Origin of the sequence: Frankia sp. Hr75.2, assembly GCF_949319125.1 — a bacterium.
Taxonomy (GTDB): domain Bacteria; phylum Actinomycetota; class Actinomycetes; order Frankiales; family Frankiaceae; genus Parafrankia; species Parafrankia soli.
This window is the reverse complement of record NZ_CASGGV010000314.1, coordinates 1-21399: the sequence shown is the minus strand read 5'-3', so window position 1 is coordinate 21399 and position 21399 is coordinate 1. Positions and strand designations below refer to the sequence as shown.

The 21399-nt window shown below is 68.9% G+C and carries 16 protein-coding genes and 4 pseudogenes; 14 read left to right on the top strand and 6 right to left on the bottom strand.

Annotation, left to right across the window (positions count from 1 at the left end; genetic code table 11):
- The first annotated feature begins 34 nt into the window (after nt 1-34).
- The 5 genes and pseudogenes from AC559T_RS27830 to AC559T_RS27810 all read left to right on the top strand — a co-directional run.
- The gene (locus tag AC559T_RS27830) at nt 35-1849 is read left to right on the top strand and encodes an N-6 DNA methylase (protein WP_498870589.1); all 1815 of its coding nucleotides are present in this window, start codon (nt 35-37) and stop codon (nt 1847-1849) included.
- A gap of 75 nt (nt 1850-1924) precedes the next feature.
- Complete coding sequence (locus AC559T_RS27825) at nt 1925-3892, top strand: type I restriction-modification system subunit M (protein ID WP_498870588.1); 1968 nt, start codon at nt 1925-1927, stop codon at nt 3890-3892.
- Nucleotides 3889-5142 carry a restriction endonuclease subunit S gene (locus AC559T_RS27820; RefSeq protein WP_498870587.1) on the top strand — a complete coding sequence of 418 codons (1254 nt, stop codon included), beginning with the start codon at nt 3889-3891 and terminating at the stop codon, nt 5140-5142. Before AC559T_RS27825 ends, AC559T_RS27820 begins: the two co-directional genes overlap by 4 nt.
- Complete coding sequence (locus AC559T_RS27815) at nt 5139-8294, top strand: type I restriction endonuclease subunit R (RefSeq protein WP_498870586.1); 3156 nt, start codon at nt 5139-5141, stop codon at nt 8292-8294. Before AC559T_RS27820 ends, AC559T_RS27815 begins: the two co-directional genes overlap by 4 nt.
- 174 nt (nt 8295-8468) lie before the next feature.
- A pseudogene (locus AC559T_RS27810) lies at nt 8469-9227 on the top strand (serine/threonine-protein kinase); the annotation flags it as partial.
- Here AC559T_RS27810 and AC559T_RS27805 read toward each other — a convergent pair.
- Nucleotides 9171-9416 (bottom strand): hypothetical protein, encoded by a 246-nt coding sequence (locus AC559T_RS27805; RefSeq protein ID WP_498870601.1) that lies wholly within the window; start codon nt 9414-9416, stop codon nt 9171-9173. The pseudogene AC559T_RS27810 and the gene AC559T_RS27805 overlap by 57 nt on opposite strands.
- A gap of 7 nt (nt 9417-9423) precedes the next feature.
- Between AC559T_RS27805 and AC559T_RS27800 the strand changes: the two genes are divergently transcribed.
- The 3 genes from AC559T_RS27800 (at nt 9424) to AC559T_RS27790 (ending at nt 12410) form a co-directional block, all read left to right on the top strand.
- Nucleotides 9424-10038 carry a hypothetical protein gene (locus AC559T_RS27800; protein ID WP_498870600.1) on the top strand — a complete coding sequence of 205 codons (615 nt, stop codon included), beginning with the start codon at nt 9424-9426 and terminating at the stop codon, nt 10036-10038.
- 187 nt (nt 10039-10225) lie between these two features.
- The gene (locus AC559T_RS27795) at nt 10226-11416 is read left to right on the top strand and encodes an aminotransferase-like domain-containing protein (protein WP_498870599.1); all 1191 of its coding nucleotides are present in this window, start codon (nt 10226-10228) and stop codon (nt 11414-11416) included.
- Between the two features lie 28 nt (nt 11417-11444).
- Nucleotides 11445-12410 carry a D-alanine--D-alanine ligase family protein gene (locus AC559T_RS27790; RefSeq protein WP_498870585.1) on the top strand — a complete coding sequence of 322 codons (966 nt, stop codon included), beginning with the start codon at nt 11445-11447 and terminating at the stop codon, nt 12408-12410.
- 13 nt (nt 12411-12423) lie between these two features.
- Here the strand turns inward: AC559T_RS27790 and AC559T_RS27785 are convergent, their stop codons facing one another.
- A complete protein-coding gene (locus AC559T_RS27785) occupies nt 12424-13200 on the bottom strand; it encodes a class I SAM-dependent methyltransferase (RefSeq protein ID WP_498870584.1) in 777 nt (258 codons plus the stop codon).
- A 123-nt stretch (nt 13201-13323) separates the two neighbouring features.
- Here AC559T_RS27785 and AC559T_RS27780 point away from each other — a divergent pair, with 123 nt between their 5' ends.
- From AC559T_RS27780 to AC559T_RS27770, 3 genes and pseudogenes are all read left to right on the top strand, one after another.
- Nucleotides 13324-14127, top strand: coding sequence for a GntR family transcriptional regulator (locus AC559T_RS27780; RefSeq protein ID WP_498870583.1), 804 nt, complete (start codon nt 13324-13326; stop codon nt 14125-14127).
- A 201-nt stretch (nt 14128-14328) separates the two neighbouring features.
- Nucleotides 14329-14889 (top strand): annotated as a pseudogene (locus AC559T_RS27775) (IS701 family transposase); the annotation flags it as partial.
- A pseudogene (locus AC559T_RS27770) lies at nt 14875-15072 on the top strand (IS66-like element ISFsp11 family transposase); the annotation flags it as partial. The pseudogenes AC559T_RS27775 and AC559T_RS27770, both read left to right, overlap by 15 nt.
- Nucleotides 15073-15287: 215 nt before the next feature.
- Here the strand turns inward: AC559T_RS27770 and AC559T_RS27765 are convergent.
- Both AC559T_RS27765 and AC559T_RS27760 read right to left on the bottom strand, forming a co-directional pair.
- Complete coding sequence (locus AC559T_RS27765) at nt 15288-16559, bottom strand: HipA domain-containing protein (protein ID WP_498870582.1); 1272 nt, start codon at nt 16557-16559, stop codon at nt 15288-15290.
- On the bottom strand, nt 16552-16794 hold the full coding sequence (locus AC559T_RS27760; protein ID WP_498870581.1) for a helix-turn-helix transcriptional regulator: 243 nt from the start codon (nt 16792-16794) through the stop codon (nt 16552-16554). The genes AC559T_RS27765 and AC559T_RS27760 overlap by 8 nt, the downstream gene beginning before the upstream one ends.
- Nucleotides 16795-17181: 387 nt before the next feature.
- Between AC559T_RS27760 and AC559T_RS27755 the strand changes: the two genes are divergently transcribed.
- The 3 genes from AC559T_RS27755 to AC559T_RS27745 are packed head-to-tail and all read left to right on the top strand — an operon-like array spanning nt 17182 to nt 20761.
- The gene (locus AC559T_RS27755) at nt 17182-17706 is read left to right on the top strand and encodes a PadR family transcriptional regulator (protein ID WP_498870580.1); all 525 of its coding nucleotides are present in this window, start codon (nt 17182-17184) and stop codon (nt 17704-17706) included.
- Nucleotides 17703-18428, top strand: a complete 726-nt coding sequence (locus AC559T_RS27750; protein ID WP_498870579.1) for an ABC transporter ATP-binding protein — start codon at nt 17703-17705, stop codon at nt 18426-18428. The genes AC559T_RS27755 and AC559T_RS27750 overlap by 4 nt, the downstream gene beginning before the upstream one ends.
- On the top strand, nt 18425-20761 hold the full coding sequence (locus tag AC559T_RS27745) for an ABC transporter permease (protein WP_498870578.1): 2337 nt from the start codon (nt 18425-18427) through the stop codon (nt 20759-20761). Before AC559T_RS27750 ends, AC559T_RS27745 begins: the two co-directional genes overlap by 4 nt.
- 221 nt (nt 20762-20982) lie before the next feature.
- On the opposite strand, the gene AC559T_RS27740 is transcribed toward AC559T_RS27745, so the two are convergent.
- Nucleotides 20983-21156, bottom strand: coding sequence for a hypothetical protein (locus tag AC559T_RS27740; protein ID WP_498870577.1), 174 nt, complete (start codon nt 21154-21156; stop codon nt 20983-20985).
- A 20-nt stretch (nt 21157-21176) separates the two neighbouring features.
- Nucleotides 21177-21399 (bottom strand): annotated as a pseudogene (locus AC559T_RS27735) (group II intron reverse transcriptase/maturase); the annotation flags it as partial.

The following is a 21399-nucleotide window of genomic DNA, read 5'->3' as shown; positions in this document are numbered from 1 at the left end:
GCCGGGCAACCGTATGCCCGGTAAGGTCTCCCCTGTGAACGTGGACGGGCAGGACGAGATGACGGCGGCCGCCATCGCGCGGCGAGCCGGCGTCGGCCGAGCCGCCGTGTCCAACTGGCGCCGGCGCCACGAGGACTTCCCGAAGCCGATCGGCGGCGGTTCCACCAACCCGACCTACTCCTGGGCGAAGGTCGAAGCCTGGCTGCGCGACACCGGGCGGGCCGACCAGCTCGCGATGTCCGGGCGCACCGAGACCGGCACGCAGTCCATCGGTGATCCGATCAGGGCAGCGGGCGGCCGAGCAGAGGTGTCCACCGAAGCCGAGCCGGCCGTCACCAGCCTGACGTCCGGCGCACTGCTCGCCAGGGTGATCGCCTCGCTGCTGCCGCTCTCCACAGCCGCCGGCCCCGGCGACCGCGACGGCGATACGGACGGCGGCGACGGCGAGGCCGACGGCGACTTCGATCTCGCCGGCGCCGGGCTGCCCGCGGTGCTCGACCCGGCCTGCGCCGCCGGCGAGCTGCTGCTGTCCGTCGCGGACAGGTTCGAGAGCCGGGTACGGCTGCTCGGCCAGGACAACGACGAGTCGGCCACCCAGCGCGCCGCGCTCAACCTGCGCGGCCACCCGCTGGCCGGGCCGTACGAGGTCCGCTTCGGCGACTCGCTGCGGGAGAACCAGTTCACCGACATCCTGGGCCGCGCGGCGGCCGTGGTGTGCGAGCCGCCGCTGGACCATCCGGCATGGCCCGCCGACGAGCTGACGGCCGACCGGCGCTGGGAGTTCGGGATCCCGGCGCCGCGCGACGGCGAGCTGGCGTGGGTGCAGCACTGCTACGCCCACCTGCGCCCACACGGCACCGCGGTCGTCGCCGTGACCCCGCGGACCTGCGTGTCGCCGTCCGGGCAGCCGATCCGGGAGGAGATGGTCCGCTCCGGCGCGCTGCTCGCGGTGATCGCGCTGCCGCCGGGGATGAGCTCGCTGCCCGACACCGACGTCTGCCTCTGGGTGCTGCGCCGCCCGTACGGGGACACCGACGGCGGGCCGGTGGTCATGATCGATCTGTCGCGGGTCGCGGCCATGGCCGACGTCCCGCAGCAGCATTCGGTCTGGCGCCGGCTGTTCCAGGAAGCCGAAGCGGCTCCGCCGGCCTCGACACAGGCACGAGCCGGGCAGGCGGACGCCGGACAGGCCGTCGCCCGTGCGGTCCCGCGGCTGCGGCTCCTCGGCGGCGATACCAACCTGCTGCCGTCCCGCCATGTCATCACCCGGGTCGAGGCCAGCGCTGACGACCTCGCGGAGGTCACCGACCGGCTCGCGGCGCTGTACGCCCGGATCGGCTCCGGCCTCCCTCGCTTCGCCGCCGCCACCACCGGCTCCCGGCCGCCGCATACCTACATGACGACGCTCGCCGAGCTGGAGCGGACCGGCGCACTGAGGATCCGGCCCAGGGACACCACTCCGCGGTGTGGCGACGTCCTAATCCGCACGATGGGCCGGCCTCCGGTGGTGGCGACCGGCACGGAAGCCGCCGACGCCAGGATCGCCCACGTGGTCGAACTGAACGCCGACCGCCTCGACCCCCACTTCGTCGCGACCTTCCTCGACGTCGACGCCCGGGCGATGCCGGTGGCGAACACGCTCGGCGCGCTCAGCCGCGAGGACCTGCGCCGCTGCCGGATCCCGCGGATGTCGCTGCCCGAGCAGCGCCGTTACGGCACCGAGTTCCGCCGCCTGGACGAGCTGCGGGACGCCCTGTCGGTACTCGCCCGGCTCAGTGCCACAGTGATCGAGCAGACGGTTCACGGCCTGACCGTCGGCACCCTCGACCCGGGCCGATCCGTTCACTGACACTCCGACCGACCAGCACACGTCGCCGCTGACGCACGAAGACAACGAACACGAGGACAGCGAAATGGAGACCCTGTGACCGCGGGACCCAGTCACTCGAAGATAGCCGCCGACATCTGGGCCGTGGCCGACCTGCTGCGTGGCGACTACAAGCGCCACGAGTACGGCGGGGTCATCCTGCCGTTCACCCTGCTCCGCCGCCTGGACGCGGTCATGGCACCGACCCGCGAAGCGGTCTGGAAGCGGGACGCGGAGCTGCGGATCGACAACAAGCGGCGCATGCTGGAGATCGCGGCGAAGCTGCCCTTCTACAACACCTCCAAGCAGGATCTCCGGTCGATCGTCGCCGACGACAAGAACGTGGCGAAGAACCTGAAGGACTACGTCAACGGGTTCTCCCCGAACGTCCGCGAGGTGCTGGAGCGCTTCGACCTCGACAACGAGATCACCCGGCTCAACGGCGCCAGGATTCTCTACCAGGTCGCCGGCCGGTTCGCCGCGATGGACCTCGGCAGCCTCAGCAGCCACGACATGGGCTACGTCTTCGAACACCTCATCCGCAAGTTCGCTGAGGACTCGAACGAGACCGCCGGAGAGCACTTCACTCCCCGCGAGGTCATCAAGCTGATGGTCAACCTGCTCATCGCCCCGGACGCGGACACTGTCGCCGGCGAGGGACAGGTCATCAACGTCTACGACCCGGCCTGCGGCACCGGCGGCATGCTGACCACCGCCGAGGACCACCTCAAGTCGATCAACCCGGGCGTCGAGGTCTATCTGTTCGGCCAGGAGCTCAACCCCGAGTCGTGGGCGATCTGCCAGTCGGAGATGCTGCTGCGCAGCCAGCGTGGCGACATCCAGCTCGGCAACTCCTTCAGCCAGGACCACTTCCCCGGCCGCCGGTTCGACTACATGCTCGCCAACCCGCCCTTCGGCGTGGAGTGGAAGAAGGTCAAGGCCGAGGTCGACCGCGAGGCCGAGCGCGGCCACGCCGGCCGGTTCGGCGCCGGCCTGCCACGGATCAACGACGGCTCGTTCCTGTTCCTGCAGCACATGCTCTCGAAGATGGAGCGTGTCGAGGGCAAGGGCGCCCGCCTCGCGATCGTCTTCAACGGCTCCCCGCTGTTCACCGGCGCGGCCGAGTCCGGCGAGTCGAACATCCGCCGGTGGATCCTGGAGAACGACTGGCTGGAGGGCATCGTCGCCCTGCCCGACCAGCTCTTCTACAACACCGGGATCTCCACCTACTTCTGGATCCTGTCGAACCGCAAGCCCGCCAGGCTCGCAGGCAAGGTCGTGCTGCTCGACGCCCGCGACCAGTGGCAGAAGATGCGCAAGTCCCTCGGCGACAAGCGCAAGCAGATCAGCGAGGCCCAGATCGAGCACGTCACGAAGCTCTACATGCGGGCCGTCGACGTCGCCGCGGATCCGGACAACCCCGACCACGGCAAGGTGAAGATTTTCGGGACCCGGGACTTCGGCTACCACCGCATCACCGTCGAGCGCCCACTGAAGCAGCGCTTCGAGATCACCGAGGACACGCTCGCCGCGCTGGAGAACTCCAGGGCACTGGCCCGGTGGGACGGCCGGGACGCGCTGGTCACCGCGCTGCGCGGCACGAACGGCTCGGTGTGGCGGACAAAGGACGAGGCATCAGCCGAGCTGCTCACCACAGCCATGGCCGCCGGCGCCGGCCTGCCCGGCACCGCCGCGCTACTCAAGGCCTTCTGGGCCGCGATCGCGGTCTCCGACCCCGACGGCGAAATCCAGCGCGCGAACGGCTCCCCACTACCCGACCCGGACCTGCGCGATTTCGAGAACGTTCCCCTCGACGAGGACATCGACGAGTACTTCGCCCGCGAGGTCACCCCGCACGTCCCCGACGCCTGGATCGACCACGACAAGACCAAGGTCGGCTACGAGATTCCCTTCACCCGCCACTTCTACGTCTACACCCCCCCGAGGCCGCTGGCCGAGATCGACGCCGAACTCCGCGATCTCGAATCCCAGATTCAGAAGCTCCTCGGCGAGGTGACAAGATGACCTTTCCCAGTATCCCATTGAAGCGGATCGCGCGGTTCACCGCAGGTGGGACGCCATCTGTGGGCGAGCCAACCAACTGGTCAGACGGCGACGAAGGTCATCCGTGGGTAGCCATCGGAGACATGTCCTCGGTCGACTCTGTAATGACCACAGCACGGCGCATCTCGGATTATGGGCTGCACTCAGCGCGAATCGGCCTCGGCAAACCTGGGACTATCCTCTTTAGCATGTACGCAAGCCTCGGCCATACCGCATGGCTAGGTGTGTCAGCCACCTGGAACCAGGCCATCCTTGGTATTCAGCCGGACCAAACTACCGACGCTCGATTTCTCCGCTACTCCCTGGCCTCACTAAGGCCAAACCTCCTGGAACAAGCGAGAAGTAACACGCAAGCGAATCTCAATGCCGAGCAGGTAGGGAACCTTCTAATTCCCAGGCCTCCACTCGACGAGCAGCGCCGCATCGCCAACTTCCTCGACTCCGAGACCGCTCGAATCGACAAAGTTCGAGCTTTGCAGGCAGAGGTACGCAGCGCCGCCAAGGCGCGACTAGTAGCTCAACTCGATCTAGAGATGGACGAGTTAAGCGAGCGCCATGGGACTCGCCCATTCCGCCGCATGATCCACTCTATCGAGCAAGGCACTAGTCCACAATGCGATAATTTCCCAGCCACCCCAGGAAAGTGGGGTGTTTTGAAGGTCAGCGCCGTCAAGAATGGCGTATTTGTCGAAGACGAGAATAAGCAATTGCCGACAGAAGTCAAATCTGAATCTCGCTACGAGGTTAGACCTGGAGATTTGCTAATCACTCGCGCAAATACGCCTCAGCTGGTCGGAGCAGCTGCAGTCGCGGTCTCACCTCGCAAGAAACTGCTAATCTGCGACAAGATTTTTCGGGTTTCAATTACATCAGATCTGATGGCGAATTTCCTGGTCTTTGTCTCCCTCTCGACAAAAATCCGCGATATGTGCGCCGAGGCTTCCCACGGCACTTCACAGTCGATGGCAAACCTGAAGACGGAGGAAATTAAAAGATGGCCGATCCCGAACGTACCACTATCGATCCAGAGTAAGGTGGTCGCCGATCTGTCAGCCGCGCGTACTCAGGTGGCCTCACTGACTGAAGCAATCGACAGCCAGCTCTCTCTCCTTACAGAACGCCGACAGGCTCTAATAATGGCCGCTGTGACCGGGCAGATTGATGTGACAACCGCGCGCAGCTCAGTGCCATCTGGAGATGTTACCGCATGACCCCGGGAGCGCACACCGAGGGCTCGTTCGAGGCCAGAGTTGAGTTGGAGCTGCTTGCGCGGGGGTGGGAGCGTGGGCAGGCGACGGTGGGGTTCAGTGCGGAGCTGGGGCTCGACACCGCCGAGATGATTCGGTTCATCGGGGCCACGCAGCCGCGGAGCTGGGATCGGCTCGTCGACCTGTATGGCGACAGGGTGGTGGCGCATCGGCAGTTCTGCCAGCGGGTGGCGGCTGAGGTGGATGCGCGTGGGGCGCTGGACGTGTTGCGGCAGGGGGTGCGGGACCGCGGGGTGCAGATCGACCTGGCCTACTTTCGGCCCGGCCATCTGCTCGCCGCCGACGCTCTCAAGGAGTACAACGCCAACGTGCTGACGGTCGCCCGTCAGCTCCGCTACAGCGCCCGTAGCCCGAACCAGTCGGTCGACCTCGCGTTGTTCGTCAATGGCCTGCCGGTGGCGACCGTCGAGCTGAAGAACCCGAACACCGGTCAGAACGCCGCCGAGCACGCGATCAGCCAGTACCGCGAGCGCGACCCGCGGGAGCTGTTCTTCGCCAAGCGGGCGCTGGTCCACTTCGCGGTCGACCCGGACAGGGCGTTCGTCGCGACACGCCTCAAGGGCCGGGATACCGAGTTCCTGCCGTTCAACATCGGCTCTAACGGCCCGGGGCGCTCGGGAGGCGCCGGCAACCCGTCCCCGGCGCCCGGCTCGTACCCCGTTGCCTACCTGTGGGAGCAGGTCTGGCAGCGGGACAACTGGCTGGAGATCCTGCAGCGGTTCCTGCACGTCCAGGCGCCGGAGAAGAAGGGCGCGAAGACCAGCGTCCACGAACTGGCGCGGATCTTCCCCCGGTTCCACCAGTGGGACGCGGTGCAGAAGATGGTCGAGCACGCCCGGGGCAGCGGCGCCGGGCACAGCTACCTGGTGCAGCACTCGGCCGGCTCCGGCAAGTCGAACACGATCGCCTGGCTCGCGCACCGCCTGTCGAACCTGTTCGACGCGGACAACCAGCCGGTGTTCCACAAGACGATCGTGATCACCGACCGGGTCGTCCTGGACCGCCAGCTCCAGAACACGATCTACCAGTTCGACCACACCCCCGGCGTCGTCAAGAAGATCGATCAGGACTCCGCGCAGCTCGCCGCCGCCCTCGGCGACTCCACCTCGAAGATCGTCATCTCGACGCTGGAGAAGTACCCCTTCGTCCTCGACAAGATCGCCGGCCTGGGGCTGCAGGATCACCGGTACGCAGTGATCATCGACGAGGCGCACTCGTCCCAGGGCGGTGAGTCGGCGAAGAAACTCAAGGAGGCTCTCGGCGCGAACGCCGTCCGCGCGGAGGACGAGGATCTGGCGACCTACCAGACCCGGGTGCGTGGCAAGCAGCCCAACCTGTCGTACTTCGCGTTCACCGCCACCCCGAAGGCCGGGACGCTGGACCTGTTCGGCACCCTCGACCCGGAGCGGGTGAACCCGCACAGCGGTGAGCAGGGCATGAAGGTACCGTTCCACGTCTACTCGATGCGGCAGGCGATCGAGGAGGGCTACATCCTCGACGTCCTGGCGAACTACCTCACCTACGACACCAAGTGGCGGCTGCGCAATGCCGCCATCGAGCAGCAGAACTCGGCGATCTCCAATCCGGACGTCGACGAGAAGAAGGCGAAGCGGAAGCTCGTCCAGTTCGCCGAGCGGCACCCGACGGCGGCGGCGCAGAAGGCACGTCTGATCGTCGAGGACTTCCGGGAGAACATCTCGGGCCGGCTCGGCGGCCGGGCGAAGGCGATGGTCGTCACGGGCAGCCGGCAGCAGGCGCTCGACCTGTACCAGGCGATCCGCCGCTTCGTCGACGACTCCGGGTTCACCGACTGCGGCACGCTGGTCGCCTTCTCCGGGAAGCTGACGGATGACGCCACCGAGGCCGAGTTCACCGAGCCCCAGCTCAACGGCTTCCCCGAAGCCCAGCTGCCGGAGAAGTTCGGTTACACCAAGGCCGACGACCCGCACGCCGCCGACCGCGGTCAGGACGAGTACCGGATTCTCGTGGCCGCCGACAAGTACCAGACCGGCTTCGACCAGCCGCTGCTGTGCGGCATGTACGTCGACAAGCCGCTGACGGGCGTGAACGCGGTGCAGACGCTGTCGCGGCTGAACCGGATCCACCCGCTCAAGTCGCAGGACGACGTCCGGATCCTCGACTTCGTCAACGAGGTGGAGGACATCCAGGCCTCGTTCGCGGACTGGTACGAGACGACGATCACGCCGCCGACCGACCCGAACCTGCTCTACGACCGGCAGCGCAAGGTCATGGAGTACGAGCTGCTCGTCGCCTCCGAGATGGAGTCGTTCATCCGGGTGCTGGCCGAGGCGACCCCCGCCAGGATGACCGACGCCGCCGAGCGGAAGCTGCACGCCCAGCTTCATCTGTACATCCAGCCCGCTCTCGACCGGTTCGCCGCGCTGCCCACGGACGACGAGCGCGAGGGCTTCCGCAAGGCGCTCACGGACTACGTCCGCGCGTACAGCCTCATCGCGCAGATCGTCGACTGGGGCGACCCGGACCTGGAGCGGCTCTACCAGTACGGCCGCATCCTGCTGATTCGCCTGCCGGGCCGGCCGGCCGCGTCGGTCGACATCGGCGACGCGGACCTGACCCATTACCGCCTCGAGTTCACCGGCAAGCACAACATGTCACTGTCGCCGGTCGGCGACCGGGACGTCCGCGGCCACGCGGCCGACGGCGGCGGCTTCCAGGAACCCGAGCTGGTCAAGCTGTCGACGGTCATCGACGAGCTCAACGACCGGTTCGGTCTCGGCCTCGGCACCTCCGACCAGATACTCGTCTACCAGCAGGTTCTCGGCCTGGTCGAGGACACCCAGATGCAGCAGATCGCGCTGATGAACGACGAGGCCCGCTTCGGGCAGGTCGCCGACGACCGGCTCGACGATATCGTCGCCGAGAACGCCGAGCGCAACACCGATTTCATGAAGCTCTACTTCGACAACACCGAGTTCCAGAAGGCCATCAAGGAGGCGGCGCGCAAGCGCGCCTACCGGATCATCACCGAACCCGCGCGCGACGAGGCCCTGGCCCGCCTCCGCGCCGAGATGCTCCGGGAAACCACCGGATCGGGGCCCGCCAGTATCGGCTGATATAAATATCACCTGGACTGCGAGGGGGATATCGTGGCGGATAGTGCGGGTCCAGTAGGTACAGCGGATACCGGAACGGCGGATACCGGAACGGAAGGCCCGGCGGGCGAGCTCGACGGAAAACGGCGGTTCGGCGGGCGTTACCGGGTCGACGGGGAGCTCGGCCGCGGCGGGATGAGCCAGGTCTTCTACGGCTACGACGAGCGCCTCGACCGGCCGGTCGCCATCAAGGTGCTCCGGCAGTCCCCCGCCGGACAGGTCCCCACCTCGCCGGACAGCCCGGAGAACGTCGAGATCCTCGACCAGCTGGAGCGCGACCGTAAGCGCTTCCTCCGCGAGATCCGCACCACCGCGCAGCTCGAACACCCCGGCATCCCGGCCGTCTACGACACCGGCTCCGAGAAGAACCCCGACGGCAGCCCCCGGCTCTGGCTCGTCATGCAGCTGCTGCGCGGCTCCAGCCTCGAAGCCCTCATCGACGGAACCGACTACGAGACCGAGCCGCTCGACCTGGCCAGGGCGGCGGCCGTCGCCGCCCAGATCGCCGCCGTGCTGGCCGACGTCCACCGCGTCGACATCGTCCACCGCGACATCAAGCCGGCCAACATCATGGTCGTGGACGGCGGCCTGGTGAAGGTCCTCGACTTCGGCATCGCCATTCTGCGCGGCGCCGGCGCCCTGCCCCGCCTCACCCAGATCGACAAGACCGTCGGCACCCCGCCCTACATGTCACCCGAGCAGCATCTCGGCCAGGTCGTCACCACCGCCTCCGACATCTACTCCCTCGGCTGTCTGCTCTTCGAGCTGCTCACCGGTGACCGCCCGTTCTACGACCGCCCCGACAACTCGCTGCGCGCGCAGCACGTCCAGACGGCGTCACCGCCGGTCCGGGCCCATCGCTCCGGGATCCCCCCGGAGCTCGGCTCGCTCGTCGCCGACATGCTGGCGAAGGAGCCCCGGGAGCGCCCCACCGCCGAGGCTGTCTACAACGTCCTCGTCCCGCTGGTATCCGGGCCATCCTCCGCGGGCGCGCCTGGCGGCCCCGGCGGGCGAGACGGCCGAGCACACCCAGCTGACGAGCCGACCGGCGACGGCCGCGACCCGACGCGCCCCTTCCGACACCCGCTCCTTGCCCCACCCCGGCGCCGCATCCCCGCCGCCCGCCGCCCGTCGGCCCCGGCCCCGGACCCGGCTCTCCAACGCGGCCGTCGACCAGCTTCGCGCCAACGTCCACGCGCTCCTCGACAGCGACCGTCCCGCCGAGGCCATCAGCCTCGTCGAGGATGGCGTCGAACGGGGAGCCGAGGACCCTGCCCGCGCTCTGGAGCTCCGGGAGATCCTCGCCGCCACGCTGTTCTTCGCCGACGAGTACAGCCGCGCGGCCCCGCTCTTCGCCGCGGTCGGGCACGAGTACCGCCGGTGGGGCCTGGAGCCGAGCCACCCCTGGGTCCTCAACTGCGCCTACCACGCCGGTATCGGCTATGCGCAGGTCGGGAAACCCGACGAGGCCCTCCCTCAGCTGCGGTTCTACGTCCAGCACGCCGACCCGGCGGCGAGCGACGATGAGCCGGACAGAATCCGCGACGCCCGCGTCACGATCGCCCAGCTGCTCGCCGGCACCGGCCACCGCGACGAAGCCCTCGCCGAGCTCGAAGGCGTCCGCCGAATGCTGCTGGCCACGTTCGGCGGCGACTCGACCCAGGTCCGCAATCTCACCAAGCTCATCGACCGGCTACGCGAGTAGATCGGGCCGCCGCCAGGCGTTGATATAGCACAAGATCCTGCGCACTCGCCGCCCCGCTCACAGGACCGCTCGCAGGACCACCAGGCGGGTGGCGGCCCGGTGTGCGGTGGGGTGGGTACGACAGGTAGCGTTGCGGAGCGTGACTCTGGATCGGTGGCGGGATCGGTACGCGCAGCGTGCCCAGGGGATGATCGCGAGCGAGGTTCGGGCGTTGTTCGCGGTGGCATCCCGTCCCGAGATCGTGTCGCTCGCGGGGGGCATGCCTCCGGTCGACGTACTTCCGTTGGACGCGGTCGCGGCGACGGTGTCGGAGCTGGTGCTGAGCCGGGGTGCGGTGGCGCTTCAGTACGGCTCGGCGCAGGGCGATCCGGGGCTGCGGGCGCGGATCTGTGACGTGATGGCGATGGAGGGCATCACCGACGCCCATCCCGACAACGTGGTGGTGACCGCCGGGTCGCAGCAGGCGCTGGACCTGCTCACCCGCGTGTTCATCGACCCGGGCGACGTCGTCGTCACCGAGGGGCCGACCTACGTCACGGCGATCAACACGTTCGCGGCGTACCAGGCGCGGATCGTGCACGTGCCGATGGACGGCGACGGCCTGTCGCCGGCCGCTCTCGCGGAGACGTTGGAGCGGCTGGCCGCCGAAGGCGCCCGGGTGAAGCTGCTCTACACGGTGCCGACGTTCCAGAATCCCGGGGGGATCACGCTGACGCCGCCGCGGCGGGCCGAGGTGATCGAAGTGTGCCGGCGCGCGGGGGTGCTGGTGGTCGAGGACAACCCGTACGGGCTGCTGTCGTTCACGGGGGAGCCGGTGCGGGCGATGCGCGCGGACGCCTCGGACGATGTGGTGTATCTGGGGTCGTTCTCGAAGACGTTGGCTCCGGGGCTGCGGGTCGGGTGGGCGCTGGCTCCTGCGGCGGTGACGGCCCGGCTGGTATTGGCGGCGGAGTCGGCGATCTTGTCGCAGTCGATGTTCACGCAGCTGGCGGTTGAGCGGTATCTGGCGACCCAGCCGTGGGCGGAGCAGGTGAAGGCGTTCCGGGAGATGTACCGGGAGCGCCGCGACGCCATGCTCGACGCTCTGGCCGAGGTGATGCCTTCCGGGGCGACCTGGACTCGGCCGGACGGCGGGTTCTTTGTCTGGTTGACGCTGCCGGGCGGGGTGGACACCAAGGCAATGTTGCCGCGGGCGATCGCCGCCCGGGTGGCCTACGTTCCCGGGGTCGGTTTCTACGCCGACGGGTCGGGTGGTGGCAGCATGCGGTTGTCGTACTGCTACCCGTCGCCGGAGCGCATCCGCGAGGGGGTCGGCCGGCTGGGCCGGGTTGTGCGGGATGAGCTGGACCTTCGTGACACCTTCGCTTCCCGTCCCTGATGTGCCCGACACCGTGAAGGACGCGACGATGACTGATCTGGGCCGTGTGCTGATCCTCGCCGGCGGGTTGTCGCCCGAACGGGAGGTGTCTCTGCATTCGGGGGGACGGCTGCGTGACGCGCTGGCCCGCATCGGGGTTGAGGCCGATCTGGCTGACGTCGATGCCGCGACGCTGCCCGCGCTGGCGGCCGATCCGCCCGAGGTGGTGTTCCCGGTGCTGCATGGGACCTCGGGTGAGGACGGCACGATCCGCGAAGTGCTGGATCTGTACGACCTGCCCTACGTGGGCGCCGGGCCACCGGCCTGTCGGGTGGCGTTCGACAAGGCGACGGCGAAGGCGGCTGTCGGTGCCGCGGGGGTGGCGACACCGGCGGCGGTGACGCTGCCCCGCGAGGCGTTCCATGACCTGGGAGCCGCCGCGCTGATCGAGCGGATCGTCAGCCGGCTGGGACTGCCGGTCGTGGTGAAGCCGCGCGCGGGTGGATCGGCGTTCGGGGTCAGCCGGGTCGACGACGCGGGTGGGCTCGCGGAGGCGCTGATGAGCTGTTTCGGCTATCACGACTCGGCGTTGATCGAACGGGCCGTCGCCGGTGTTGAGATCGCCGTCGGTGTGATCGATACCGGTGAGGGGCCGGTCGCGTTGCCGGCCGTCGAGATCGAGCCGGCGACGGGGGTGTACGACTACGCGGCCCGCTACACCGCGGGCGCCACCTCCTTCTTCACCCCGGCCCGCCTCGACACGGAGGTGCTGCGCGCCGCCGCCGAGACCGCGGTCACGGCGCACCGGGTGTTGGGGCTGCGGGACCTGTCCCGCACCGACCTGATCGTCGACGGGGACGGTGTGGCGCAGTTCCTGGAGGTGAATGTGGCCCCGGGCATGACCGACACGAGTACCTGGCCGATGGGGCTGCACGCCGCCGGTCTCGATTTCGCCGTGGTCTGCCGCGAGCTGGCGGCCGGAGCGCGCGACCGCCACGGAACCCCTCGCGGTTGATCGTGGCGACCGCTCAGCGGCGGTACACCGAGATGTGCTTGCGGGCGGTCATGGGGTCGTAGGCGGTGGCGTCCCAGTCGCCCCACCGGTGCGCGAGGGTGAGGCCCGTGGATGCCGCCATGGCGTCGATCTCCTCGGGCCACAGGTAGCGCATGCGGCCCGGGTACATCCGGACCGGTGCACCGTCGGCCAACACGATCTCGTGGTACTCGAAAGTGCGTTCGGAGGGGATGTTCGTGGCGGCGAACAGCACCACGCGCTCGGTGCTGCGCTGCTTGACCACCACCGCGGAGTCGGCGGGGAACACGCCGGGATGCGGCCCGTCGGGCAGCCGTCCGGGCCTGGGCACGAACGTCTCCACGATCAGCGCCCCGCCGTCGCGGAGGGCCTTCGCGGCCTGAAGCAGGAACCGGGACTGGACGTCGCGGTCGGCGAGGAGAAAGAACGTGTTGAACACGGCGTAGACCAGCCGAACCGGGTCAGCGACGGTGAAGGTCGCGGCATCGGCTTCGACCGCGGTGACCGGAAGATGTTCCACCAGGGCGGAACGGTGAAGTTGGCGGGTCATCTCGCTGGATGCGTCGATCCCCACGACCGGAACTCCCATGCGGGCCAAGGGGAGAGCGACCCGGCCGGTGCCCGAGCCGATCTCGACCGCCGGGCCGTCGCCGGCGAGTTCGGCGAGCACCTTGATCTGCACGGGGTCGGCGACGAACGCGCCATAAAGATCGTCGTAGGTGTCGGCGATCGCATCGCCGTACGTCGACTCCTGGTATTGATCAGCTGCCATCGAGCACCTCACCCGCCGTGGCGTTACACACTGGTAACGTCGCCTGTACCGGTACAGCTAAGGTGATCCGATCTGGCGATCGAGAACAGTACCGGTACAGTTTCAGTGACGAGGAGTGCCGGTATGGCCAGATATGAGGAGATCGCCGCCGAACTGCGCCGGCGCCTCAACGCCGACCCCACCCCCTATCCGATGGGTAGCCGTCTGCCCGGTCACAGTCAGCTGACCGCGGAGTTCTCCGTGGGCCGGGGCGTCGTGACCGAAGCGCTCGGCCTGCTGGCGCTCGAAGGCCGCATCCGGATCGTCGACCGCTCCGGCGCACTCGTCCTCGACCCCACCGAGCCACCGCAGCCCGTCGATGTCGGCGGCCACGTCCGGCGCAACGAGTTCGGCTACATCTTCAACGCCGCCGCCGGGCACTGGCGCCTGACCGCGCCGCCCACGCGCCGCTGGCTGCCCGCGCCCCCGCACATCGCCCGCCTCCTCGACGTCCCCGTCGGCAGCGACGTGCTGGAACGCCACCGGGTCGTCGGTCCCGACGGCCACCCGATCCAGATCGCCGACTCCTACCTACCCGCCCACCTGGCCCGCGGCACCATCCTCGAAGCCGCCTCCACCGGGCCGGGAGGCATCTACGACCGCCTCGAACACGACCTCGGCCACGGCCCCCTCACCTGGCACCCCCGCGTCGGCGCCGCAGCGGCCACCCCCGAGCAGGCCCGCGACCTCGGCGTCTCCCGCGGCACCCCCCTCCTCGTCCTCACCCGCATCTCGATCAGCGGTACCACCCGACGCCCCGTCGAAGTCACGATCACCCACCTCGATGGACACCGCTTCGAGGTCACCGGACAGCCGATCACCCGCGACCACACCGCCCAATGGCCCACCACACCCGCCACCGCCGAAAACCGACCAGCCGCTCACTGACCTGTTCATCCCCGGGCTTTCACTGGCGGGGGGGAGGGGATGGTTGGGTAGTACTACAGCCCCAGTGATCGCTGTGTGGTCTCTCGTCGCGGATACGGCGTGGCGTGTGGCGTGGGGCGGCCACCGCGTGATTCTCCGTAGTCTGTGAAAATAAAAGAAGAAGCCGCGGTGGCCGCGGCACGTAGCGTATCCGGGACGGACGTGGCGGTGTGGGAGGCGGGGCTGGAGGAGCTGTTCGGCCGGGTGGCGGACTGTTTCCGGTCCGATCAGCCGCGTGCGCAGGCGCGGGCCTATGTGGCAGGGTTGTTGTCTCGGACGGAACGGAAGAACGGGTGGACGCTTGCGGAGTTCACCCGTGAGGCCGGGCCGCAGAAGATGCAGCGGTTGTTGAACGAGTACGCCTGGGACGCCCACGCGATGCGTGACGTCGTCCAGTCGTATGTGGTGGAGAACCTGACCGAGCCGGATGGCGTCCTGGTCGTCGACGAGACCGGCTTCGTCAAGAAAGGCACCTCCTCGGCCGGGGTGCAGCGGCAGTACAGCGGCACCGCAGGCCGGATTGAGAACTGTCAGATCGGGGTGTTCGCCGCCTATGTCTCCGGGAAGGGACGGGCTTTCGTCGACCGGGAGCTGTACCTTCCCACGAGCTGGACCGACGACCGGGCACGGTGCAAGGCCGCGGGTGTGCCGGCCAGGGTGGGGTTCGCGACCAAGCCGCTGCTGGCCCTGGACAAGTGTCAAGGCTTCCCGAAACGCCACCAGGCCGTCTCGGGTTACTGGCACACCCCCACGACCCTCGCCGCCTACCTACGCGTGCGTTCCTACCTCGTCTCCGCCCGCGACCACGGCCTCCGCGCCATCGACGCCATCCGCCTCGCCCTGGCCGGCCGGCCCTGGCTGCCGGTCCTGCGCGCAGCCAGCCCCACGCCGGCTCTCACCGCCTAAACCAACATCAGCACGGGGCTACCGGAGCCGCCACCCGTGAATGGACACAGCGGGAGGTGCAGGCCGTCACCGGGAGTTCGCCCAGCGGATCGGGTGGTGGCTGACACGCAGAAATGGAACTTCTCCGGCCCGCCGTAACCAACCCAGCCGCCGAGGGCCGGTGCATGTGGAACTGACGATCAGGAGGCGGCGAAAGCTGGAGCGGATCGTCGCCTTCATGCCGACGGGGAAGGCCTCCCGAGACGGACACGCTCGGTCTGCTGCTTGATGATGGCGAGGACTCTGTCGTCTCCGGGAGTGTCCGGAATGGACGCGAGAATCTGGTCCAGCGTGTCGGTCACGACGGCCGTGGCGGTCCGTCGGCGCAGGCCCCATGCGGTCGCCTCGTCCACGAGGTTGGTTGCGGTCACCGCCTGTATGTCGGCCTCCCCGCCGATGCGCTGGCCGAGGTGGGTCTCGGCTCGCAATGGCTGTCCGAGATGGTCGCGGAGTTCAAGGGCGATCGTCGACAGCACGTCATACAACGGGGCGAGGCGGACGGCCGGTTCGTCGGCCTCGTGCAGGATCGAGAAGTTCTTGGCGTGCGCGTCGGCGTTGCCCACGGCCATATTGAACGTCGCCCGGCGCAGCAGGGCGGTGACATCCCGGGGGTCGCCGAAGGTCCGCAGCACATCGGCGAAGTCGCGCAGCGACGGACCGCCCTGTTCCTCATACTTCATACCTGGTGGCGTCGCGGTCGCCTGGCAGCCGTCTTCCTGGTGCACCCTGGCCGGGAGCCGCGCGCTGGCGCGCGCCCGCCGGTCGAACCGCCGGACCGCCAGCACCGGGAGACCCGCGACGTCGAGCAGTTCCCCTTCCGCCGCCTCCAGTCCGCAGGCCGCGGCGAGCGCCAGACAGGTGGCCTCGTTGGCGGCCATCGCGTGCGGGCCGTCAGGCTTGAGGATCCACGTTGACGGGGCATCCCCCGTCGGAAGCTGCCAGGCGCCGTCGGCAGCGCGGCCCAAGAGCGCCTTGCGCTGGAAACCGGCCAGGGACGGACGAAACCCGCGCTCGGGCGCGACCCCCAGCGGGGCGACGTCCAACGCGCCGATGACGCGGCGCAGGTCATTGGACGTTATCACGCTGTAGCCGCCTTCGCCACCGGCGCCTGGCTCCTCACCCTCAGGTAGCACCTGGATCGCGCCAGCGCAGTCGCGACCGAACGCTTTCAGGATCCCGTAGGTGTCGGCTGGGCGTACCCCGGCCATAGCCGCCATCCGTTGCAGCGTCGGCCCCTCAGGCAGAACGTTCTCGAAGAAGTCCAGACCCCGCATGTCCCGGGGGCCGATCACCGCCCCGACGGGTAGCCCGACCGACAGCGCCGGGCTACCCGCTCCCCACCGCTCCACCGCCTCGGCCCGCCACTCCAGCGTGATCCGGAACTCCGGCCCAGGCGTCAGGACCGCCGTAGGAGTCTCGTGGAGCCAGGCCACCAGATGGTCAGCCACGGGCCCGCCTCGGCCGGACGACGACCTCGCACCCGACGAACCGCAACAGCCGCAACGCGTGTGTCAGCGAACTGCCGAACCTGCCCGCCTCCAGTGACGAGATGTAGGGCTGCCCGACCCCCATCGCCTCGGCCGCGGCCACCTGCGTCACCCCGGCGGAGGTTCGGAAGTACTTGATCGCCGCGCCGAGGTCCCGTGCCGCGATCACCTGGTACTCGCCTGCCGGTATCACCATTGACCAATACTACGCCGCTATCCGTAAGCAGCGATATCACCGGAGACAGATAACCGAGCAGCCGCAGGTCCGACACCCAGACCAGAAGCGCATCGCGGGCGCCAGGGAGAGGCGGACATGACAGGCCACCTACCCAGAGACGGAACGCGGGATGGCCGATAGTCGATCATGCCGGCCTTCGCGGTAGCGACCGCTTCAACCGCTCCGGTGGGACGGCGCCGTTGCGTTCCATCGTCACCCGAACGGTGGTGACCGAGGACCTCCGTCACCGTTCAGGGCTCGACGCCCGCACCGAGCGGGAGTTTGGATCTGTGGCCAGCGCAGCGCCGGCGGCCACGTCTCGTCAGTATTGACCACGGGTATACATCGAGTGTAGACATCCGAAGTATGAGCGTTCCTATGGCGCTGCTCGGCCTGCTCGAGCGCGAGCCAAGCCACGGCTACGACCTCAAGCGGGAGTACGACCTGTTCTTCGGCAGGAGCAAGCCGCTGCCGTTCGGGCAGGTGTACGCGACCCTCGGCAGGCTGGTTCGGGATGGCAAGGTGGAAGGCGGCGACGCCGAGCCAGGGGCTGGCCCGGACCGTAAGCGGTATGTCATCACCGAGCGCGGTGTGAGCGAGATCGACGTGTGGCTGGCCGAACCAGTAGAGCCCGAGCCGCACCTACAGACCGTGCTGTTCGTCAAGGTGGTCCTGGCGATCATGTCCGGACGGTCGGCCGAGTCCTACCTCGATGTGCAGCGGGCCGCCCACATGCGGCGGATGCGGGAGCTGACCGAGCTGCGCCGGTCCGGCGAGGTGGTCGACTCGCTGCTCGCCGACTACGGACTGTTCCACCTCGAGGCGGACCTCCGCTGGATCGACGTCACCACGGCCCGGCTCGACGCCCTCGCGAAAGTGGTGTGCGGATGACGCCGACGAGAGTCACCGGCGGTGGCACCGATGCCGAACCGACCGGCCCCGACATCGAGGCCAGCGGAGTCGCGCTGTCCTTCGGTCAGACACCGGCTCTGCGTGGCGTGGACCTGACGGTCGCGGCCGGCGAGATCCTGGCGGTGACGGGCCCGAGCGGGTCTGGCAAGTCGACGCTGCTGCATTGTCTGGCCGGCATCCTCACCCCGGACGCCGGGGAGATCCGGTTCGCCGGCCGGCGCATCGACACGATGAACGAGCGGGACCGCAGCGTCCTTCGCCGCGAGTCCTTCGGATTCGTGTTCCAGTTCGGCCAGCTCGTCCCCGAGCTGACGGCCGAGGAGAACGTCGCACTGCCATTGCTGCTGAACGGTGCCCGGCGCCGGGACGCGCTGAACCAGGCCCACCCGTGGTTCGACCGGCTCGGCCTGGAGGGACTGCGGCGCCGGCGGTCCGGGGAGCTGTCGGGTGGGCAGGCCCAGCGGGTCGCCCTGGCCCGGGGACTGGTCGCGAGGCCCGACGTGCTGTTCGCCGACGAGCCGACCGGAGCGTTGGACTCGCTGACCGGCGAACAGGTCATGGAGCTGCTGACCACATCGGCGCGGCAACAGGGGACGACCGTCGTCCTGGTCACCCACGAACCACGGGTCGCCGCCTATGCCGACCGCGAGATCATCGTCAGGGACGGCAAAGTGACCTCCGTGGGGTTGGTCGCCTCGTGATCCGCCTCGGACTTCGACTCGCTGTCGCTGGGGGCCGGGAGGCGGTCGCCCGGCTGGCACTCATCGCCGTCGCGGTGGGGATCGGCGTCGGTCTGCTCCTGACGACGTCGGCCGGCATCAACGCCCTCGACAACCAGAACGCTCGGTACGCCTGGCTGGAGACCGGCTTCGCGGGATCGGACGCGCCCGCGGGTGCTGAACCAGCGGGCGCCGCACGGGTGGGCGCTGGACCAGCGGACGCCGAGTCGGCGACCGGGATCGGGCCGGCGGTGGGGCCCACAGCAGGCGATCCGCTGTGGTGGCACGTGCGGGCCGACTACTTCCGAGGCGAGCGGATCGGGCGGGTCGATGTCGCTGCCACCGGCCCTGACTCGCCGGTTCCGCCCGGCATCACCGGGCTGCCCGGGCCAGGGGAGTTCTACGCCTCGCCGGAGCTGGCAAGACTGCTGCGGGACACGCCCGACACCCAGCTCGGCGACCGCTTCGGCGCGACTCTGGTGGGCACGATCGGGGACGCGGCGCTGCCGTCGCCCACCTCGTTGCTGGTCGTTGTCGGCCGGAGCGTCGCCGACCTGGCACGGCAGGCGGGAGCGGTCCAGGTCACCGGCATCAGCACCACCTCGCCCGGCGCCTGCATCGACGGTTGCGCGTTCGGGGTGGGCATCGACCCTGACGGCATGACTCTGATCTTGTCGGTCGTGGTCGCCGCGCTGCTGTTCCCGGTCATGGTCTTCATCGGCAGTGCGACCCGGCTCGCCGCGGCCCGCCGGGAGCAGCGCTTCGCCGCGATGCGCCTGGTCGGTGCCACACCGAGACAGATCTCGGTGCTGTCCACCGTCGAGTCGACCGTCGCCGCCAGTGCCGGAGTGGGGTTGGGATTCGGCCTGTTCTTCGCGTTGCGTCCGGCGCTGGCGGGGATTCCCTTCACCGGCACCCCTTTCTTCACCGAGGATCTATCGGTCGGCGTAGCCGACGCGCTACTCGTCGCCTTCGGTATTCCGGTCGCGGCGGCGGTGGCGGCCCGGATCGCCTTGCGGCGCGTCACCATCTCCCCGTTGGGCGTCACGCGCCGAGCCACCCCGCGCCCGCCCAGCGCCTGGCGTACCGCCCCGCTGCTGGCCGGCGTCGGCGAACTCGGCTTTCTCGCCTACGCCAGCGACATCGGCGACAGCAGCGACACCGGCCTCCAGGCATTGGCGTACCTGACCGGCATATTGTCGATCATGATCGGTCTGGTGGTGGCCGGGCCCTGGCTGACGATGCTCGGCTCCCGGTTGGCGGTTCGGCGGGCCAGACGCCCGGCCGCCCTCGTGGCCGGGCGCCGGCTCGCCGACGATCCCCAGGCCGGCTTCCGCGCGATTGGCGGTTTGGTACTCGCCCTGTTCGTGGGCACCTGCGCCCTTGGCGTGACCAGCGGGATCCTCGCCCACAACACCGGATCGGCGCCGGACTCGGCCATCGCCGCCGGAACGGTCGTCCAGCGGCTGTTCGATCAGGAGTTCGCCGCCGACCCGGCCACCGACCTGCCCGACGAGGCGATGGCAGCGCTCTCGGTCATACCTGGCGTCTCCGGAGTGGCACTGATCCACGCCAGCTCCGTCCAGGGCCCGGTCGTGTCGTGCGCCGAGCTCGCCGCGGTGCCGGCGCTGGGTAGCTGTCCCGAAGCCGCGGCCGGCTCGGCTGTCGCGGCTGTCAACCCCGACTTCGGTGGCGGGGTCGTCGCGACCTCGACACCGATGTCCAATGCCACCTGGCCGGTAGTCGGTGTGTCGACCGCAGGGCTGTCACAGGTCCCGCTCAATGCCATCGTTGTCGGCACCGACGCGACGACCGAGGCGGTGGAGCGAGCTCGTACCGTACTGGCGCTGGCCATCCCCACGACGTATCCGTCGTTGACTCTCAGTGAATGGCGCACAGATGGATCGCGCCAGCTCGACAACTACCGACGACTGGCCGACGTAGTGATCATCACGACGCTGCCGATTGCCGGCTGTAGCCTCGCTGTCAGCGTCGTCGGCGGACTGGCCGAACGCAGACGCCCGTTCAGCCTGCTACGCCTGACCGGCACGCCACTGGCCGTGCTGCGCCGTGTCGTGCTGCTGGAGAGCGCGCTCCCGCTGCTGGTCAGCGCCGTCGTCTCGGCCGGCGCTGGACTGCTCGCCGCTCACCTTTTCCTGCGGGCGCAACTCGACGCGACGATCCAGCCGCCGCAGGCGGAGTACTACCTTGTCGTCCTCGCCGGCACGGTCGCCTCGCTCGCGGTCATCGCCTCGACCCTGCCGCTGCTCAGCCGGATCACCGGACCCGAAGCCGCTCGCAACGAACAGTGGTGAGCCCGTGAGCGTGCCGACGCGGCCTGCCGGTGCGGGATCGCTCAGCCGATCGCGAGGATCGTCCAGCCGGGCGCAAGCGCGTGGGCATAGTCAGGTTCGATCCGCAGCCCCTTATGTCATACAGGAGATCCTCGAGCAGGTCGATCGCGGGGCAGAGGGGGTTGAGTGGTGTCAGCCGCATGCGTAGCGGTGCCCGTCCACCCTCCTCGTCTTGTTGTGCTTCAAGACGTGGCGACCGCGTGCGCGAGTTGCCGACGCGGCACCGGCCGGCAGTAGCTCGTGCTTGCCGTCCGATCGCCGTCGACCGCGCCCTGGGTGTCGCTGCGCAGGTAGGGAGCTGGCGCGGTGACGGATGACCGTTCCGTTTCCAGCTCCCTCCCGTCGATTCCGTGCATGCGGTTCTCCCGCACACGGCTCACCGACGTCTTTCACCGCTGGCATTCGGTGATCTCCAGGGGCGGTTTGGTCTGGGAGCGAGCACGGCCCCGCCAAGGTTGAGCAGCCCGAAGTGGTCGGGTGAGGCGTAGGCCACGACCCGCCAGCCCCATGCCCGGCTACGTTTGTGACGATTTGCCACGAAGATCGCAACCCGGTGTAGGGCGTAGGTCTGCATCTTGTCGAACATCCGGGCGGAGTTT

What these genes read in the sequence shown, in the direction of transcription:
- AC559T_RS27795 (WP_498870599.1), top strand. Translation starts at nt 10,226, where the DNA reads ATGATCGCGAGCGAGGTTCGGGCGTTGTTCGCGGTGGCATCCCGTCCC.
- AC559T_RS27755 (WP_498870580.1), top strand. Translation starts at nt 17,182, where the DNA reads ATGAGCGTTCCTATGGCGCTGCTCGGCCTGCTCGAGCGCGAGCCAAGC.
- AC559T_RS27785 (WP_498870584.1), bottom strand. Translation starts at nt 13,200, where the DNA reads ATGGCAGCTGATCAATACCAGGAGTCGACGTACGGCGATGCGATCGCC.
- AC559T_RS27780 (WP_498870583.1), top strand. Translation starts at nt 13,324, where the DNA reads ATGGCCAGATATGAGGAGATCGCCGCCGAACTGCGCCGGCGCCTCAAC.
- AC559T_RS27815 (WP_498870586.1), top strand. Translation starts at nt 5,139, where the DNA reads ATGACCCCGGGAGCGCACACCGAGGGCTCGTTCGAGGCCAGAGTTGAG.
- AC559T_RS27790 (WP_498870585.1), top strand. Translation starts at nt 11,445, where the DNA reads ATGACTGATCTGGGCCGTGTGCTGATCCTCGCCGGCGGGTTGTCGCCC.
- AC559T_RS27760 (WP_498870581.1), bottom strand. Translation starts at nt 16,794, where the DNA reads ATGGTGATACCGGCAGGCGAGTACCAGGTGATCGCGGCACGGGACCTC.
- AC559T_RS27740 (WP_498870577.1), bottom strand. Translation starts at nt 21,156, where the DNA reads ATGCACGGAATCGACGGGAGGGAGCTGGAAACGGAACGGTCATCCGTC.
- AC559T_RS27750 (WP_498870579.1), top strand. Translation starts at nt 17,703, where the DNA reads ATGACGCCGACGAGAGTCACCGGCGGTGGCACCGATGCCGAACCGACC.
- AC559T_RS27820 (WP_498870587.1), top strand. Translation starts at nt 3,889, where the DNA reads ATGACCTTTCCCAGTATCCCATTGAAGCGGATCGCGCGGTTCACCGCA.